The sequence below is a fragment of the Paraperibacillus esterisolvens genome, assembly GCF_046237625.1.
Classification (GTDB): Bacteria; Bacillota; Bacilli; order Bacillales; family DSM-1321; genus Paraperibacillus; species Paraperibacillus esterisolvens.
In genome coordinates this window covers 4,043,904-4,061,144 of the sequence record NZ_CP143545.1, presented here as the reverse complement: position 1 = coordinate 4,061,144, position 17,241 = coordinate 4,043,904, and the positions used below count along the sequence as shown (strand labels likewise).

Below are 17,241 nucleotides of genomic sequence, written 5' to 3'. Positions count from 1 at the left end.
TTCGGAGGTTCCGAAAGGCTTCCGGTTTTTCCCGGAGACAGGCAGTCTCCCCCCGATTCTGTTTAAGCCCCCCTGCTCTCCCGGGAGGTTCTATTCCCGAAAGGACATGCATATGCTAGAGCAGGCTAGTCCGAGGGGGTTATGGGTTGTGGCGTTTATGGGTGAACTGATTTCCTTGATGTCGATGGCATTTGCGCTTGGGATGGATGCGTTCTCGATCGGCCTTGGCATGGGGATGTTCAAGATGAGGATGAGAAGGGTATTGTTTATAGGTGTGACAGTAGGCTTTTTTCATATATTGATGCCGCTGCTCGGCATGGCAGGAGGCCGGTTCCTGTCCGGGACATTTGGTACATTTGCCGGCTATGCGGGCGGTCTCCTGCTGATGATCCTTGGAATCCAGATGCTGCTCGGCGGTCTGAAGGGAAGCGGTGAAACGATTGTGGCTCCCGTCGGTGCCGGCTTGATCATGTTTGCAATCAGTGTGAGCCTTGATAGTTTTTCGGTCGGCCTTACACTTGGTATATATGGGGCAAGGACCGCACTGGTGCTCATCTGTTTTGGCACAGCGGCTGCCATATTAACGTGGGCAGGGCTGATCCTCGGGCGGAAGGTCCAGGGAATGCTCGGAAGGTACAGCTTACTGCTTGGCGGCGCCATCCTGTTCGCCTTCGGCTTCAAGCTTCTTAATTTGGGACGTTTTTTCTTTTAACCAGGATATATTTGATGAGTCCTAAGAAACAATCATATTGTTGATAATTAAATTTCTGAGGAGGATTAATTATCAGACAAAGTTGATTGGAGCGGAAGGTGCGGGATATGCGGGACAGGTGAGACCCCGCAGGCGAAGCTGGGGAGGCTCACCGCCCGCCCCGCTCCAACAGAGCGCCTGCAGCGGAAATCCACTTTCATATCCAGCAGCAATAATTCATGCGAAAACAGCCTTTCAAAAACACTCTTAAATAATAAAGTCTTTCCAAGGACAGCAAAACAGAGCTGTCTTATTTTTTTATCCAGAGTGGATTATAATGGAGTCAAGGAGGCGTCGTAATGGTAAATATTTTATTTGTATGTACAGGAAATACGTGCCGGAGCCCGATGGCCGAGGCCATATTGAAGAATATGAATCTGCCGGGTGTAAATGTAAAGTCAGCCGGGGTGTTTGCAATTGACGGGCAGGAGGCTTCCTTCCATGCAAAGAGTGTGATGGATGAGAACTCCATCACCCATGACCACATCTCTAAGCAGGTGGAAGCTTCAGATTTGGAATGGGCGACCTATGTTCTGACAATGACGGAAGGCCATAAGTCTTCTCTGATCATCAACTATCCACAGGCTGCCGGAAAAACATATACCTTAAAAGAATTTGCGGGAAAAGATAAAAATGATTCAGATATTATTGATCCTTTTGGAGGTTCTGCCGATATATACAGGGAGACCTTTCGTGAATTGCAGTCTATTATCCTGAGCCTTACCGACAGACTGCAGAAATAAGCGTTCATCCAATGGGGGAGAAGAATTTGGCGAAAAAGCGCTATAAGTTCGGACTGAGAAAAAAACTAGTTATCTTAACAACACTGCTTGCAATTATCACGTATACCACAAGTGCCGTATTCATTTTTGCGGTTCATCCATTTGTCAGCAGCTATATCTCTAAGGAATTATTTATACCGATTACACTTGCTCTTGGCATTGGCTGGTCAGGGGTACTGGCATTCTTTGCGGCAGGAATTTTGACCAGGCCGCTGCATGCACTTGAAGCAGCTGCGCTGAAGGCGGCAGAGGGAGACTTGTCAGAAGATCTGAAGCTTGCAAAATCAGACGATGAAATTCGCTCTCTTGGAATGGCCTTCAACCATATGCTCGGCAGCCTGAGGGAAATGGTTCAGAAGATTGACCAGAACTTCAATGAAACAAATGAGAAAGTCATTTATATCTCTCAGGAATCCTCAAGAGCTTCCGAACAGGCCGGGACCATCTCGAGGGCGATCCAGGAGATAGCCGCGGGTGCGGAAAACTCTGCATCCTCCATCCAGACGACGGCCGAATCGGTGGAGGATGTTATCATGATCGCGCGTGATGTTCAGGATAAAGCAGGAGCTTCCTCTAAACGATCAGCAGAAATGGTGCAGGAGCTTATCGGCAGCAAGGAAGTGATCCATTCCTTGATTTCGGGCATACAGAAGCTTGCAGATGACAGCCGCCTTTCCCTTGAAGCGGTTAAGCGCCTTGAAGAAAATGCTAAAAAGGTAGAACAGATCATCCAGCTTGTCGGCGATATTGCCGGACAGACCAACCTGCTCGCATTGAACGCATCCATCGAGGCGGCTAGGGCCGGTGAGCATGGGAAGGGCTTTGCTGTGGTGGCGGAGGAAGTCCGGAAGCTAGCGGATGAAAGCGCCAAAGCCGTGCAGGGAATCTCAGGACTTATCCAAAACATTCAGCAGGATGTACAGGGCGTGGTGCTTCAGATCACTGAGCAGGTAGACGCAGCAAAAGCAGAAGCAGGAAAAGGAACGAAAACCAATGAAGTAATTGAGGAAATGACGCTTTCTGTCAACAATGTAGCAGATGCCGTCACTGATATTACAAGACTTGTGGACAAGCAGATGGTCAGCATCCAGGAAACCTCCGCCCAGTCCCAGGAGGTGGCGGCGATTGCCGAACAGACATCTGCAGGGGCTGTAGAAGTGGCAGCGGCAGCACAGGATCAAAGTGCCGTCATGCAGAACGTGGAAAAAATGGTGATTGACCTGAAAGGACAGGCCGATCAGCTTAAAGAGACCATTGTGAAATTTCATATGTAAATGAAAAGCCTGATTCCGAACACCCGGATTCAGGCTTTTTAATTAGGCAGGAACAAGCTTGCTTTATATTTTAGAAGCCCTATGGCAAAATAAAAGGAAGATGATTTGAAAACGGAGGGGACATGATGAAGGTAGCGATTGCTTCAGATCACGGCGGGCTTATGATCAGGGAAGAAATAAAGAAGCTTTTAACTGACATGGAAATTCCATACGAGGATTTTGGCTGTGAATGTGCGGAATCTGTGGATTATCCGGATTACGCCCTTCCGGCTGCAGAAAAGGTGGCAAGCGGAGAATTTGACCGCGGTATTCTCATCTGCGGGACGGGAATCGGCATGAGCATTGCCGCCAATAAGGTTAAGGGCATCCGCTGTGCACTGGTGCATGACACATTCAGCGCCAGGGCGACAAGGGAGCATAATGACAGCAATATGCTGGCGATGGGTGAGCGGGTGATCGGCCCGGGACTTGCACTCGATATTGCAAAAATATGGCTCTCCACTGACTATCAGGGCGGCCGGCATGAAAACAGGATCGGAAAGATAAAAGAGTACGAGAATAAAAACATCTGAATTCACTTTAAATAAAGGGGAGATAAGCATGGAAGAAACTGTGTCAAAGGAAAGCCTGGCCCTATGGAGGAAAGAACTCACTGAAGCACTCGATGACCTTCAGGAACAGTCTTCGCTTTCTCCCGGAAAGCTGCTGGTTGTCGGCTGCAGCACGAGTGAAGTGATCGGAAAGAGGATCGGCACGGCAGGGACTCATGAAGTGGCCGCCATGCTGTTTGAAGTGCTGAATGAATTCCGGGACAGGACCGGCATCGAGCTTGCCGTTCAGTGCTGCGAGCATTTGAACAGGGCGCTCGTTATTTCCAGGGAAACGCTTGAGAGAATGGGCCTTGAGGAAGTAACGGTCATTCCGATCAGAGAAGCAGGCGGCGCCCTTGCCACCGCAGCCTTCAATTCAACTGAAAATGCCGCGGTGGTTGAGCATATCACGGCAGATGCCGGGATAGATATCGGGGACACATTCATCGGGATGCACCTGAAGCATGTGGCCATCCCTGTCAGGGGCAGGCAGAACCAGGTTGGCCATGCCCATTTGACTATGGCAAGGACCAGGCCCAAGCTGATTGGCGGGCAGAGGGCATGTTATTCCTGATTTTCCTGAGAAAAAGGGCGGAGCTGCGTGTCTCATAAAGCTCCATGCAGCAGGGTGTGACTAACATTTATCGTGCTGGCATTCCTGCGCCTTACTCCGCTCCACCGCTGATTGTGTTCGTTCCGGCTCTTTTCCCGGTTCGTCATGCATGGGCTGCGAGTAGAAAATTCCTGTTTTTTCTATATCGATTTTCTTCTTTTTAGAGATTGTCGCACGAAAGCGATTAATGATAGAATGAGAATGGAATTTTAAAAATTTTGCGGGTTTACAAAGAAACGTGCGGTTCTGCTGAACATACGCGAAAGATGAGGGGGATTTACATGAAACACTTGGCTACACAGGACGAAAAGGTATTTAGTGCCATTCAGGACGAACTTCAAAGACAGCGTACAAAAATTGAATTGATTGCCTCAGAAAATTTTGTGAGTGAAGCAGTGATGGAAGCGCAAGGATCTGTACTGACGAATAAATATGCAGAAGGCTATCCTGGCAAACGCTATTATGGAGGCTGTGAGCACGTGGATGTGGTGGAGGATATCGCCCGCGACCGTGCAAAGGAAATATTCGGGGCCGAGCATGCGAATGTCCAGCCGCACTCCGGCGCACAGGCAAATATGGCTGTATACTTCACGATCCTTGATCCAGGCGATACCGTTCTTGGGATGAATCTCTCCCACGGCGGCCATCTGACTCATGGAAGCCCTGTTAACTTCAGCGGTGTTCAATATAATTTTGTCGAGTATGGTGTGGATGAAAACACACACCGCATCGACTATGATGCAGTTCTTGAGAAAGCCCGTGAAAGCAAGCCGAAGCTGATTGTTGCCGGAGCCAGTGCGTATCCGCGAGAAATCGACTTCAAGCGTTTCCGGGAAATCGCAGACGAAGTCGGTGCCTACCTCATGGTGGATATGGCGCACATCGCGGGACTTGTCGCCGCAGGCCTTCATCCAAACCCGGTGCCGCATGCACACTTTGTGACAACCACTACTCATAAAACCCTCCGCGGTCCTCGCGGCGGAATGATTCTTTGCCAGGAAGAGTTTGCGAAGAAAATAGATAAGTCCATTTTCCCTGGCATCCAGGGCGGTCCGCTTATGCACGTTATCGCTGCAAAAGCAGTTTCCTTTGGTGAAGTGCTCGAGGATTCATTCAAGACTTACTCTGAAAACATTATCAAGAATGCAAAGCGTCTGGCGGAAGGTCTGAAAAAGGAAGGCTTGAACCTTGTTTCTGACGGAACGGACAATCATCTTGTATTGGTGGATGTACGCTCTATGAATCTAACAGGCAAGAAAGCGGAGCTTGTTCTCGATGAAATCGGGATCACAGTGAACAAAAATACGATTCCTTTCGATCCGGAAAGTCCCTTTGTAACCAGCGGAGTCAGAATAGGTACAGCTGCTGTCACTTCCCGCGGCTTTACAGAAAGCGATATGGACGAGATTGCTTCCATCATCGGCCTTGCCCTTAAGAATCCTGAAGATGAAGGAACGCTTAAGGAAGCCAAGGAGCGCGTAGAGACCCTGACAAGCAGATTCAAGTTATACGAAGAGCTTTAAAACATACAAGCCGGCCTGATTTTTAGGGGCCGGTTTTTTTCGGCGGCAGGAAAAGTCTGCCCTTTATCGCCGCAGGATTGATGATTCAGTTTTTTTTCTGTAAAATAAGTCGAAGTATCATACTCGAATATAAAGGAGCGATTTCAATGGGAAAGGTTTTTGTTTTTGACCATCCGCTTATTCAGCACAAGCTTACATACATTCGTGATAAAAAGACGGGTACAAAGGAATTCCGCGAACTGGTGGACGAAGTCGGATCGCTTATGGCTTTTGAAATCACCCGCGACCTTCCGCTTGAAGAGGTAGAAATCGAGACTCCGGTCCAAAAAGCGACTTCAAAGGTGCTCGCAGGAAAGAAGCTGGGCCTTGTACCGATTCTCCGCGCCGGTATCGGCATGGTGGATGGAATGCTCAAATTAATTCCGGCTGCCAAGGTCGGCCATATCGGTCTTTACCGTGATCCGAAAACATTTCAGCCTGTGGAATATTATGTAAAGCTTCCAAGCGACATCGAAGAAAGAGACTTCATCGTGGTGGACCCGATGCTTGCAACCGGCGGATCTGCCATTGCGGCCATTGAATCCCTTAAGACGCGCGGCGCCACGAGCATCCGCTTTATGTGTTTGATTGCCGCTCCAGAGGGTGTGGAAGCTTTAAAGGAAGCTCACCCGGATGTTGATATTTACATTGCGGCCCTGGATGAAAAATTGAATGAAAAAGGATATATTGTACCAGGACTCGGCGATGCCGGCGACCGTCTGTTTGGAACAATGTAAAAAAGTGGATTGGCGGGATTATGATGAAGCCGATAAAAGTAATGACCATTTTTGGGACAAGGCCAGAAGCTGTGAAGATGGCTCCGCTTGTGCTCGAGCTCCAAAAGTATCCGCAATACTTTGAATCCATTGTGACAGTCACGGCACAGCATAGAGAAATGCTGGATCAGGTGCTGAAGCTGTTTTCCATCGTGCCGCATTATGACCTCAACATCATGAAGGAACGGCAGACCCTTGCCGGAATAACTACAAGGGCGCTTGAAGGACTCGACGCTGTCATGAAGGAAGCAGAGCCGGAGATCGTCCTGGTTCACGGGGATACAACGACGACATTTGTGGCTGGCCTTGCTGCTTACTATAATCAAATCAAGGTCGGCCATGTAGAGGCGGGTCTCAGGACGTGGAATAAACTCTCCCCTTTTCCGGAGGAATTGAACAGGCAGCTGACAGGAGTCCTCGCAGACCTGCATTTTGCCCCGACAGAGAAGGCAGCCGCCAATCTGCTTCTGGAAAACAAGGAAGCAAGCAGCATCTTTATTACCGGAAATACAGCCATAGATGCCCTGAAGACAACAGTCAGGGATGAGTACAGCCATCCCGTTCTGTCAGGCCTTGGGAATGACAGGCTGGTGCTTCTGACCGCACACCGCCGGGAAAATATCGGCGAGCCGATGGAGAATATGTTCCGTGCGGTGAACCGCCTGATCGAAAAACATGAGGATATCCAGGTGGTGTATCCTGTGCATCTGAATCCTGCTGTCCGGGAGATTGCGGGGAGGATCCTTGGGCACCATCCGCGCATCCATTTGATCGAACCGCTCGATGTGTTTGACTTCCATAACATTGCAGCGAGGGCCCATCTTATTCTGACAGACTCGGGCGGTGTCCAGGAGGAAGCTCCTTCCCTCGGAGTGCCGGTACTCGTATTGAGGGACACAACAGAACGGCCGGAAGGAATTGCAGCCGGCACACTCAAGCTCGCCGGTACAGACGAAGAAGACATCTTCCGCCTTGCTGACGAACTGCTGAGTGACACAGACGCACACGGCAAAATGGCGCAGGCCTCCAACCCATATGGAGACGGCCAGGCTTCCAGACGAATCTGCGAGGCCATCCGTTACAGCTTCAACCAGACAGCCGTACGGCCTGAGCCATTAACCTTATAAACCTGCTTGAAAGCCCGCCAATTTATGAATTGGCGGGCTTTTTGGGGAAATAGAGGACAGTCCCACAGTTTTTCTCCGTTCAAAAGAGGCCCTATAGGGCCTTTTTTGTTTCAGAGCATCAGAATAGACGGATATCGCAGGCCTCCAGGAAATAGGCAGGTACAAAAAATCTGACGGTTACAAGCGGATCTACAACCTGGCTGATTTGTGTCTGGCCTAAAGCACTGAATAGCATGGTCAATTCATTGATTGACAGATCTGTCTCGGGAAGAAGCAGATTGGTCATTTCCTCGACAGATTTTTTTACCGCTTCGTCAAGGGTGTTTGCTGAGACCAGGACAGCCAGTCCTTCTTCATTGATCAAAACAGGATGCTTTAATGAACGGCCTTTTATAACATCTAATTTTACAGTGGCTGTCCCAGGCACCTCTATTCCAGATACGCCCACTTCACCATCACCCATTGCTGCATGCATGTCACCTAAAGCAAATAGGGCACCTTCAGAAAATACAGGGAAATAGAGGGAGGCCCCCGTCGTTATTAATTTTGTGTCCATATTTCCGCCATGCGCTCCTGGAGTACCGCATGAAACCGGTTCACCTTCCGGGGCAACCCCGATTACTCCAATCATGGGATTCAGCGGAATCTCTATTTTATCATTAAAAATCGCTTTTCCATTTTTGATGGGTATCATTTTCGCTTCGAATTTTTCCAGGCGATGACCCAACACCCCAAGATCAGGCCCCACTGTCATAACACCTTGTTCGGCAATTTCTATGTTTTCTATAGTGACCTTTAAAATGTCACCCGCCTGTGCCGTTTCCACAAATATAGGTCCTGTTGCAGGGTTGATCTGATTCCAGTCAATCGATGAAATTTCCGTGTCGCTTGACGTGATCTGGTTTTGAAAACAGTCATAGGTATCAATGGCAAGCGTGGTTCCGGGAGTCACTTTTTTTACCGGCTGGTTATCCTTGCTGAAGGCATAAATGATATTTGTACTTGAGAGTTTTTCAGACATATGGCTTCCCCCAATAATAATATTTTCTAATAATCATAATATATTGACTATTTAGAATCAACTTTGTAAACTGTTAACAATTAACAAACGAAAGGCTGGTGATTTTCAATCGGCGTTTATGTGAACACGCTGCAGGAGGAAGCTGTATTTCAGATCAAGAAGTTGATTATTGATGGAGTGATCAAACTGGGGCAGCAAGTTAAGGAGGTTGAATTGTCAAGTCAGCTTAATATGAGCAGGGGCCCTATTCGTGAAGCATTGAGAATCTTGAATCAAGAGGGACTTGTAACATATTTTCCGCGCAGGGGAATGTTTGTCACCAGCTTGGAAAAATCAGATATAAGCGAGATTTATGATATCCGCATGTCCCTGGAGAAGACAGCTGTTGATTTAGGCTTTCACATGCTTACTGAAGAAACCGTTCAATATCAAACGAAGCTTGTTCAAGAAATGAAGGTCTATTCCAAAGAGAATAGGAAGGATAAATTGGTCGCCCTTGATATTCAATTTCATGAATCGATCGTAAAACTTCCAGGCTACAGACGGCTGTTGAATACATGGGCCTCTTACAACGCTTTAATAGAACTTATATTTGCAAAGGTGTTCGAGCTGAAGGTGGAAAGCGGGGATGATATCTCACAAAATCATGACATACTGGTGCATGCCATAGTGAGGGAAGATAAACAAGCATTTATCCACGAGCTTGAAGATCACTATATGAGCGCTAAGCAAAACTTATTGAATATATGGTAGATAGGAGAATGACAATGGGTAAAGACATATCGCAATATTTAGCTGAATTGGATAAAATTCCAGGTGTATCGGGTGCCGAGGAACTGGTTGCCCAATATGTGCAATCTGAAATGGAAGGCTTTTATGATGCAAAGCATGCTGACAGCCTTGGAAATCATTTTTTTATTAAAAAAGGGACCAATCCCGATTTAAAAATCATGCTGAGTGCTCATATGGATGAGATAGGATTCATTGTTCAGTATATCGATGACAATGGATTTGTTCATTTCGCACCTGCAGGGATGCATGATTCAAGGATGGTCATAAACCAGGTTCTCAATATACATACAGAAAAAGGACAGGTGAAGGGAATCACCGGTGGAAAACCGGCCCATATCGTAACAGCTGCAGAGGCAGAAAAAGCCATCCCTATTTCTGAACTTTTCCTTGATCTCGGCACAGCTGCAAGAGAAGAAACAGAGGAGCTTGGTGTACAGATTGGCGATTATATCACCTTTGACCGAGAGGGACAGTTCCTGAATGACGGCAAAGTGTTCACAGGTAAAGCAGTAGATGACCGCTCTGGAGTTGCGGTCCTGATTGAAGTCATGAAACAGCTTAAAGATATAGATACTGAAGCCACCGTTTACGGAGTCGCTTCCGTCCAGGAAGAGGTGGGCATCCGCGGAGCGGGGCCGGCAGCTTATCATGTCAAACCAAGTGTTGCACTGGCCATTGACGTTACACTGGCTGGAGGTACACCGGGAATAGAGGATAAGCAAATCCCGATCGGGCTTGGTAAAGGGCCCGCCATAAAGTTTTTTGATTGGGCACCGCATTCTGGGATGATTGGAAATTCAGTCCCGCGCTGGTTAACTCAAAAACTAGTGAACGTTGCCAAAACTAACAGCATTCCCTTTCAGAGAGAAGTACTGTTAAATGGGGCAACAGATGGATGGGCGATGAGCCTTTCGGGTGAAGGTGTTGCAACGGGCTGCATTTCATTGCCGTCAAGGTATATCCATTCTGCAACAGGATGTGTACATATAGATGATTTAAAAAACGCAGCTGCTCTCATCGTTAAATTTATCGAATCAACAAAAGAGTAGCTGGTAAATGAGGGGGAAGTAGAATGGCTCAGACAGAATTAAACTCAGGCACTGTCCATCCGGGTATAGACAGCGGTGTCCGGCAGGAATTAAACCGGGTATTGACATTTAAAGATTTGCTTGTTTATGGAATGGTCTTTATGGTCCCCATTGCACCGATGGGGGTATATGGCCTCGTTTCGAATGAAAGCTTTGGCATGGTTCCGCTTGTTTATCTCGTTGGAATCATCGCCATGGTTTTTACGGCGTTTGGCTACAGCCAGATGAGTCGGGAATTCCCGGTGGCTGGCTCCGTTTATTCATACGTGCAGCGTGGATTGAATCCACATATCGGCTTTCTTGCAGGCTGGATGATCCTTGTCGATTATATTTTAGCACCTGCACTTTTATATGCGTTTGGAGGAATCTGGATTCACAGCATGGCTCCTTCTATCCCTGTTTTCGTCTGGGTGCTTGTATTTGTTCTTTTCAATACAATCGTAAATGGCCGTGGAGTCGCCCTGGCTGCAAAGACTAATTTTATCCTGCTCGGAATCGAACTAATTGCACTCTTAATTTTCATCGGCTTTGCGATTAAATTTGTCTTTATTGATGGAATGGGAACTGGAGGGTTTTCATTGAAGCCATTATATCAATCTGAACATATCAGTCTCGGATTCATCTCAACAGCGGCAAGTATCGCCGTATTAAGCTTTCTTGGTTTTGATGGGATCAGTACTCTTTCTGAAGAAACGAAAAATCCTAAGAAAACAGTCGGAAAAGCCACGGTTGCTGCCCTTGTCATACTAGGATTGATTTTCATGGTTGAAACTTATATGGCGGCATTGATCCATCCTGAGTACCAGGGGCTTGATCCAGATATGGGATTCTTTGATATCGCCCGTGAAGCTGGGGGGAATTTTCTCTATTATTTATTGATTCTTGTAAACGTAGTGGCTGTGGCAATTGCCAACGCGCTTGCAGCGCAGTCAGCCATTTCACGTATCCTGTACTCAATGAGCCGTGATAAACTGCTCCCTGCCTCAGGCTTCCTGGGGAAAATTCATCCTAAATACAAAACACCGCTTAATGCGACTGTTTTCGTTGGAGTCATTTCCCTTGTCGTAGCCTTATCGCTCTCGATTGAAACCATCATTAAGTTTGTTAACTTCGGGGCTCTTACATCCTTTTTATTATTGAATTTTACGGTCTTTATTTATTTCTTTATTAAAAAGAAACAAAGGAATGTACAGGGGTTTATCAAGTATTTACTGTTCCCGCTGCTTGGTTTTCTAATCATAGGCTATGTATGGTCAGGCTTTGATAAAAAAACCTTCATCGTTGGTTTCAGCTGGCTGGCTGTGGGGATCATTGTAGGTGCAGTGAAATCAAAAGGGTTCAAAGAAGTTCCAGATTCCTTGAAAAATCTAGGATAGAAAGCTTTCTAAATACAAGCTCACCTTTCTTTTTTCTAAGAACCAATGTAAAAAAAGCGGAGAATTTATTTCTTCGCTTTTTTATTTATTCCGGAAAACACAGGAATAACATTGAACAAATGGGTGCAGATACAGGTCAGCTATTGAAAAAAAGGGGACATCCCCCTTCGAATACTCCCCTGCGCCTCAGAGCACCATAACGGTAAAGGGGGGAGTATGTTGATATATAGGCTGCTGGTTTTATTGATAATAATGTTCAACTTTAAGGTTTTGGGTGTATCGGCAGCTATGCCGCTTCCGCCGGTACCTGACAGTTACAGGATGGAGAAGATTGTTGCGGTCATCCTGCTTAAACCTGGCGTTTCGCAGGCAGGCACCGTTCGGGCATTAGTGAGAACTCCTGGAATAAAGGTAAGGGAATCCTTTACAGCGATTAATGCGCTCTCGGTTGAAGGTTCACGAAACAAAATCGAGCAGCTTAAGGTTAAAAGCTATGTAGACCAAATTTCTGAGTCGAATATCTATCAAATTGAACTGGATAAAAGTGTTCCCTTTATCGGCGGAGATGAGGTTCGCGGCATGTTTAATGAAAAAAATGAGCGGCTGACGGGCAGGGGCGTCAAGGTGGGTGTCATTGATACGGGGGCAGACTACCGCCATGAGGATCTTAGGCGCTCGTACAAGGGCGGTTATGATTTCATCGACAAGGACAGCAGGCCGCTTGAAACAAACGGGAGGCAGGCGACCATCCATGGAACGCACGTAGCGGGCATCATAGCAGCCAACGGACGTATCAGGGGAGTCGCACCAGAAGCAGGGCTCTATATATACAGAGCATTGGGCCCGGGGGGATCAGGATCAACTGAAACGGTCCTTAAGGCAATCGACAGGGCCATCCAGGACCATGTGGATATTCTGAATTTATCGCTTGGCAACAGCATAAACGGACCCGATCTACCAATCAGCCTGGCTGTCGATGAAGCAGTAAGAAGGGGCATCACAGCGGTCGTCTCCAATGGCAACTCAGGCCCGGCCATGTGGAGTGTCGGATCACCGGGTACTTCCTCGCTTGCCATTTCAGTGGGGGCTTCTACACCTTCTATTAAGATACCATATCTCAAAGCCGGGATAGGGAGCAGGGGAAAAGAGATGGCTCTCAACCCAGTTCCCGGGGCCGGCAAATGGGGGCCGGAAATAAGGGGTGCCCTTGTGGATGGTGGAGTCGGAAGGCCGGAAGAATTAACAGAAGCGGTGGGAAAAGTAGTCCTAATTGGAAGAGGCCGGCTTACTTTTGCTGATAAGATTAAAAATGCAGAGAAGGCAGGTGCCGAGGCAGTCCTGTTATATAACAATACGAAGGGGAGCTTTTCCGCCAGGCTCAATGAACCTGCAAGAATCCCGGCAGCCTCAATCCCGAATAAGGATGGAATCTATCTAAAATCGACTTCTTCCTATATTAAAACTGTTTACAGGATTGAAAAGGACAGAATAGCCCCATTCAGTTCAAGGGGCCCCGTCACAACTAACTGGATGATCAAGCCGGATCTCGTTGCACCCGGTGTCGCCATCACGAGCACAATCCCCCGCGGCTATCTGGCCCTGAACGGCACAAGCATGGCGGCGCCCCATATCTCAGGAGCCTGTGCCCTTTTAAAGCAGGCCCATCCGGAATGGGGCCCGCTGCAAATGAAATCAGCACTGATGACCACGGCCAGACAGCTGGAAACAAAAAGCCATACGAAATACCGGACCTATGAACAGGGGGCGGGAAGAGTGCGGATTCAGGAAGCGGTGCGTGCCGATTCGTTTTTCTATCCAAGCTCACTGACCTTTAAAAAGTCAGGGCATGGAGAAAGGAGTGCTTCCATCCTGGTAGAAAACAGCAGCGATAGACTGAAGCGGTATACATTTCTCCACCCCAGGAATCAGCCTGGCGTCGTCTGGAGAGTGCCTCTTCCTTTCTCTCTTAAAGGAGGGGAAAAGAAAAGGATCAAAATTGGGCTTTCCATAGACACCCGAAAATGGAAAACAGGAGTGTATGACGGCACTCTCAATATAACGGAAAATTCAAGGCAGATCAGCCTGCCATACCTGTATGTGATTAATGAACCCCGATACCCAAGAATCATGTCGTTTGAATTTGTATCTGGGGATGAAAAAGGCACATATCGTTACCAGATGTATCTGCCGGGAGGCGCAGATGAGGCCGGAATGGTTCTTTATGAAAAGGACAGCTGGCGGTTCTCGGGTTATTTAGACTGGTCGAAACGCTTGCGCCCCGGCCTGATAACCAGGGAAATTTCACCCGGGAAACTTCCCGCTCCCGGGACTTACACAGCAGTAATTTTTGCCAAAAAAGCAGGGCGGGAGGACCGGCTGGTCAGGACTATTACTATTAATTAGAAAATTCGGGAAAAAAAATGATAAAAATGTGAACAAATGGACAAAACAAGCGGACGGCAGGGAATTTTCGCTTATCATTCATTGACATTAAAAGGGACCTATTGTATGCTAACAAAGGGTATGAATGATAGGGTTTTCATGGTAATTTTCCCTGTTTTTATTTATTGATAGAACCGGTACGAAAATACATAGATTCTGCCCGAAATTAACCGCGAGGAACCATAGATGAGCCAGAAAAAACGCCACCCATTACATGCGATGGCACTAATGTCTGCCATCCTTTCTCAATTAGTAGGTTCCGTGGTGGCAGGGGTCTTCGGAGGAAGATGGCTTGACCGCACGGTGAATACCGAACCGCTTTTTCTTATCATTGGCCTTCTTTTAGGACTTGCTGCTGGAACATATTCCATGCTGCGCACAGTCCGGCACTACTTCTCGGGAGATTAAAGAAACCTTATGTTCGATCTCGACAAAATGTTTTACAGAGAGCTTAAATATATCCTCGGCCTAGTCGCCCTGTATGTTTTAGGCTTCGGCTTCACCCCATTTAAAACCGTTTTCCTTGGATTGATTTTCGGCACCCTGCTCAGCCTGTTCCTGCTTTGGACCATGGTGGACAAGAACAGGAAGCTGACAAAGGCAGCTGCAGAAGGAAAAAAGGCAAAGTCAGTCGGTACGCTCTCCAGGATGGCAACAGCAGCGCTCGCTGTGACCGTTGCGCTGGAATTCCCGGACAGGCTTCACCTCGGCAGTGTAATCATAGGATTAATGACGATCTATTTTGTCATTATTATAGATTTTTTTATCCAACACTTACGTCAAAAGTAGAGAAGAGAGGTGAATACAGTTGAATCATGAAGCTCCTATACGGGAATTTATGGGACTAAATTTTAATCTTGCAAATATGCTGATGATCACAATTGCAAGTCTCATAGTCTTCATTATCGCACTGGTTTCTACTCGCAAACTTGCCATGAAGCCGACCGGCGCCCAGAACTTTATGGAATGGGTCATGGACTTTGTAAAGGGACTTATCAATAGCACTATGGATTGGCAGACAGGCGGACGCTTTTTGCTGCTGGGAATGACCCTGCTCATGTACATATTTGTCTCAAATATGCTGGGCCTGCCATTTTCAATCGTGGTGGACCACACCTTATGGTGGAAATCCCCGACCGCGGATCCTGCAGTAACAATGGCACTTGCCACTATGGTAGTAGGACTTTCCCATTATTATGGAATCAAGATGAGAGGCCCTAAGAATTATATGAAAAGCTATTTCGAGCCTTTCAAATTGTTCTTCCCGATCAAAATCATCGAAGAGTTTGCAAACACCCTTACAATGGGTCTGCGGCTTTACGGTAACATTTATGCAGGTGAAATCCTTTTAGGCCTGCTTGCAGGACTCGCAACAAGCGGAGTTGGAGGTGCCATCGGCGCAGCCGTTCCAATGCTTGCATGGCAGGGGTTCAGTATTTTCGTAGGTGCAATACAAGCTTTCATTTTCACCATGTTAACAATGGTTTATCTTGCGCACAAAGTAGCGGATGACCATTAATTATAAAACTGTTCAATAATGGACAAATGCAAGAAAAAATACAAATATCTTTTACTTTCAAGGAGGAAATTTTATCATGACAGGTTCATTAGGTCTTATTGCAGCTGCAATCGCAGTTGGTCTTGCAGCAGTTGGTGCCGGTATCGGTAACGGTCTTATCGTAGGACGCACAGTAGAAGGAATCGCACGCCAGCCGGAAGCACGCGGTATGCTGCAAACAACAATGTTCATCGGTATCGCGCTAGTTGAGGCCCTTCCAATCATCGCGGTAGTTATCGCGTTCATGGTAATTGGACAATAATTAAACTTTAAGACGTTGGGCAAATGGCGAAGATCATTCCATGAGAACCTTCGCCATTCCTTTATGCCTTGATTTTGGTTAAGCAGTACTCAGGAAACGATATAACAGGCGTTAAAACATAGAAGAACGACTCTTGAAGGGAGTGAACCCAGAGTGTTAACAGAAAGTTTAGTACTTGGTGCAGGCTTGCACTTTAATGGCGGAGATATTCTTTTTCAATTAGTCATATTCATCATCCTGCTGGCATTGATTAAGAAATTTGCCTTCGGACCTCTGATGGGGATTATGAAGGAACGTGAGTCCCATATTGCCAGTGAAATCGAAGCAGCTGAAAGAAGCCGTGCGGATGCGCAGAAGGCTCTTGAAGAACAGCGTGAACTGATTAAACAATCCCGTACAGAAGCGACACAGCTTATCGAGAATGCAAGGAAGCAGGGCGATGCTCAGCGTGAAGAAATCATTGCTGCAGCGCGTGCTGAATCCGAGCGTATCAAAGAATCTGCTAAGGTCGAAATCGAGCATGAAAAGCAGCAGGCAATCGCCGCACTTCGCGAGCAGGTTGCATCACTGTCTGTCATGATCGCTTCCAAGGTCATTGAAAGGGAATTGTCCGAAGCAGATCAGCAGAAGCTTATCAATGAGTATATCAGCGGGGCAGGAGATCAGCTATGAGTAATACAGCCGTAGCACAGCGCTATGCGGCAGCTCTTTTCCAGGTTGCAAAAGAACGGAATCAACTGGGCCAGGTGGAAGAGGAGCTGCGCACGGTGAGGACAGTGTTTTCACAAAACAGCGGACTACAGAGCTTTCTCAGCCATCCTAAAATCACTTCGGAGCAGAAGGGACAGCTTATCCAGACTGCGTTTGGCAGCCTTTCCCAAAGCGTGCTGAACACACTTATGCTCCTTATGGACCGCCACCGCCAGGACATCATCTCCGAGGTTGCCGATAACTTTATCAATCTGGCATACGAAGAGCGCGGGGAAGCGGAAGCGAAGGTGTATTCAGTCCGCCCGCTTACAGATGAAGAGCGCGGGGCGATCGGTGCATCCTTCGCCGCCAAGGTCGGCAAACGATCACTTATTATTGAAAATATTATAGACCGCAGTTTACTGGGCGGAGTCAAGATCCGCATCGGAAACCGCATCTTTGACGGCAGTGTAAGCGGCAAGCTTAACCGCCTTGAAAAGCAATTACTAGTTTAACATTCACAGTTAGGGGTGAAAT

At 47.3% G+C, this 17,241-nt stretch carries 19 protein-coding genes; 18 read left to right on the top strand and 1 reads right to left on the bottom strand.

All coding sequences use genetic code 11. The annotated features are described in order from the left end of the window. Positions 1 to 157: 157 nt before the first annotated feature. From V1501_RS20430 to wecB, 8 genes are all read left to right on the top strand, one after another. The gene (locus tag V1501_RS20430) at positions 158 to 712 is read left to right on the top strand and encodes a manganese efflux pump MntP family protein (protein ID WP_409293477.1); all 555 of its coding nucleotides are present in this window, start codon (positions 158 to 160) and stop codon (positions 710 to 712) included. Positions 713 to 1,050: 338 nt separating this feature from the next. Next, positions 1,051 to 1,494, top strand: a complete 444-nt coding sequence (locus V1501_RS20425) for a low molecular weight protein arginine phosphatase (protein WP_409290703.1) — start codon at positions 1,051 to 1,053, stop codon at positions 1,492 to 1,494. 11 nt (positions 1,495 to 1,505) lie between these two features. Continuing rightward, entirely contained in the window at positions 1,506 to 2,807 is a 1,302-nt protein-coding gene (locus V1501_RS20420) for a methyl-accepting chemotaxis protein (protein ID WP_409290702.1), read from the top strand. Positions 2,808 to 2,932: 125 nt separating this feature from the next. Beyond that, on the top strand, positions 2,933 to 3,379 hold the full coding sequence (gene rpiB, locus V1501_RS20415; RefSeq protein ID WP_409293476.1) for a ribose 5-phosphate isomerase B: 447 nt from the start codon (positions 2,933 to 2,935) through the stop codon (positions 3,377 to 3,379). Positions 3,380 to 3,407: 28 nt separating this feature from the next. After that, positions 3,408 to 3,971, top strand: coding sequence for a TIGR01440 family protein (locus tag V1501_RS20410; RefSeq protein ID WP_409290701.1), 564 nt, complete (start codon positions 3,408 to 3,410; stop codon positions 3,969 to 3,971). Between the two features lie 320 nt (positions 3,972 to 4,291). Continuing rightward, positions 4,292 to 5,533, top strand: a complete 1,242-nt coding sequence (glyA, locus tag V1501_RS20405; RefSeq protein WP_409290700.1) for a serine hydroxymethyltransferase — start codon at positions 4,292 to 4,294, stop codon at positions 5,531 to 5,533. Positions 5,534 to 5,679: 146 nt separating this feature from the next. Continuing rightward, positions 5,680 to 6,309, top strand: coding sequence for a uracil phosphoribosyltransferase (upp, locus tag V1501_RS20400; RefSeq protein WP_409290699.1), 630 nt, complete (start codon positions 5,680 to 5,682; stop codon positions 6,307 to 6,309). A 20-nt stretch (positions 6,310 to 6,329) separates the two neighbouring features. Further along, on the top strand, positions 6,330 to 7,475 hold the full coding sequence (gene wecB / locus V1501_RS20395; RefSeq protein WP_409290698.1) for a non-hydrolyzing UDP-N-acetylglucosamine 2-epimerase: 1,146 nt from the start codon (positions 6,330 to 6,332) through the stop codon (positions 7,473 to 7,475). A 118-nt stretch (positions 7,476 to 7,593) separates the two neighbouring features. Here wecB and V1501_RS20390 read toward each other — a convergent pair whose 3' ends face one another. Next, entirely contained in the window at positions 7,594 to 8,496 is a 903-nt protein-coding gene (locus V1501_RS20390) for an acetamidase/formamidase family protein (protein ID WP_409290697.1), read from the bottom strand. Between the two features lie 120 nt (positions 8,497 to 8,616). On the opposite strand from V1501_RS20390, the gene V1501_RS20385 reads away from it, so the two are divergent. The 10 genes from V1501_RS20385 (at position 8,617) to V1501_RS20340 (ending at position 17,219) form a co-directional block, all read left to right on the top strand. Further along, entirely contained in the window at positions 8,617 to 9,249 is a 633-nt protein-coding gene (locus V1501_RS20385; RefSeq protein ID WP_409290696.1) for a GntR family transcriptional regulator, read from the top strand. 14 nt (positions 9,250 to 9,263) lie between these two features. Then, a complete protein-coding gene (locus tag V1501_RS20380) occupies positions 9,264 to 10,337 on the top strand; it encodes a M42 family metallopeptidase (protein WP_409290695.1) in 1,074 nt (357 codons plus the stop codon). A gap of 23 nt (positions 10,338 to 10,360) precedes the next feature. Further along, positions 10,361 to 11,752 carry an APC family permease gene (locus V1501_RS20375; RefSeq protein ID WP_409290694.1) on the top strand — a complete coding sequence of 464 codons (1,392 nt, stop codon included), beginning with the start codon at positions 10,361 to 10,363 and terminating at the stop codon, positions 11,750 to 11,752. 216 nt (positions 11,753 to 11,968) lie between these two features. After that, positions 11,969 to 14,155: a S8 family serine peptidase gene (locus tag V1501_RS20370; RefSeq protein WP_409290693.1), complete on the top strand. Its 2,187-nt coding sequence runs from the start codon at positions 11,969 to 11,971 to the stop codon at positions 14,153 to 14,155. A gap of 225 nt (positions 14,156 to 14,380) precedes the next feature. Continuing rightward, positions 14,381 to 14,602 carry an AtpZ/AtpI family protein gene (locus V1501_RS20365; protein WP_409290692.1) on the top strand — a complete coding sequence of 74 codons (222 nt, stop codon included), beginning with the start codon at positions 14,381 to 14,383 and terminating at the stop codon, positions 14,600 to 14,602. A gap of 9 nt (positions 14,603 to 14,611) precedes the next feature. Beyond that, the gene (locus V1501_RS20360) at positions 14,612 to 14,983 is read left to right on the top strand and encodes an ATP synthase subunit I (RefSeq protein WP_409290691.1); all 372 of its coding nucleotides are present in this window, start codon (positions 14,612 to 14,614) and stop codon (positions 14,981 to 14,983) included. 19 nt (positions 14,984 to 15,002) lie between these two features. Further along, the gene (atpB, locus tag V1501_RS20355; RefSeq protein ID WP_409290690.1) at positions 15,003 to 15,713 is read left to right on the top strand and encodes a F0F1 ATP synthase subunit A; all 711 of its coding nucleotides are present in this window, start codon (positions 15,003 to 15,005) and stop codon (positions 15,711 to 15,713) included. Between the two features lie 76 nt (positions 15,714 to 15,789). After that, positions 15,790 to 16,014, top strand: a complete 225-nt coding sequence (gene atpE, locus V1501_RS20350) for a F0F1 ATP synthase subunit C (RefSeq protein WP_101639747.1) — start codon at positions 15,790 to 15,792, stop codon at positions 16,012 to 16,014. Between the two features lie 153 nt (positions 16,015 to 16,167). Further along, positions 16,168 to 16,686, top strand: a complete 519-nt coding sequence (atpF, locus tag V1501_RS20345; RefSeq protein WP_409290689.1) for a F0F1 ATP synthase subunit B — start codon at positions 16,168 to 16,170, stop codon at positions 16,684 to 16,686. After that, a complete protein-coding gene (locus V1501_RS20340; protein ID WP_409290688.1) occupies positions 16,683 to 17,219 on the top strand; it encodes a F0F1 ATP synthase subunit delta in 537 nt (178 codons plus the stop codon). The genes atpF and V1501_RS20340 overlap by 4 nt, the downstream gene beginning before the upstream one ends. Positions 17,220 to 17,241: the final 22 nt, after the last annotated feature.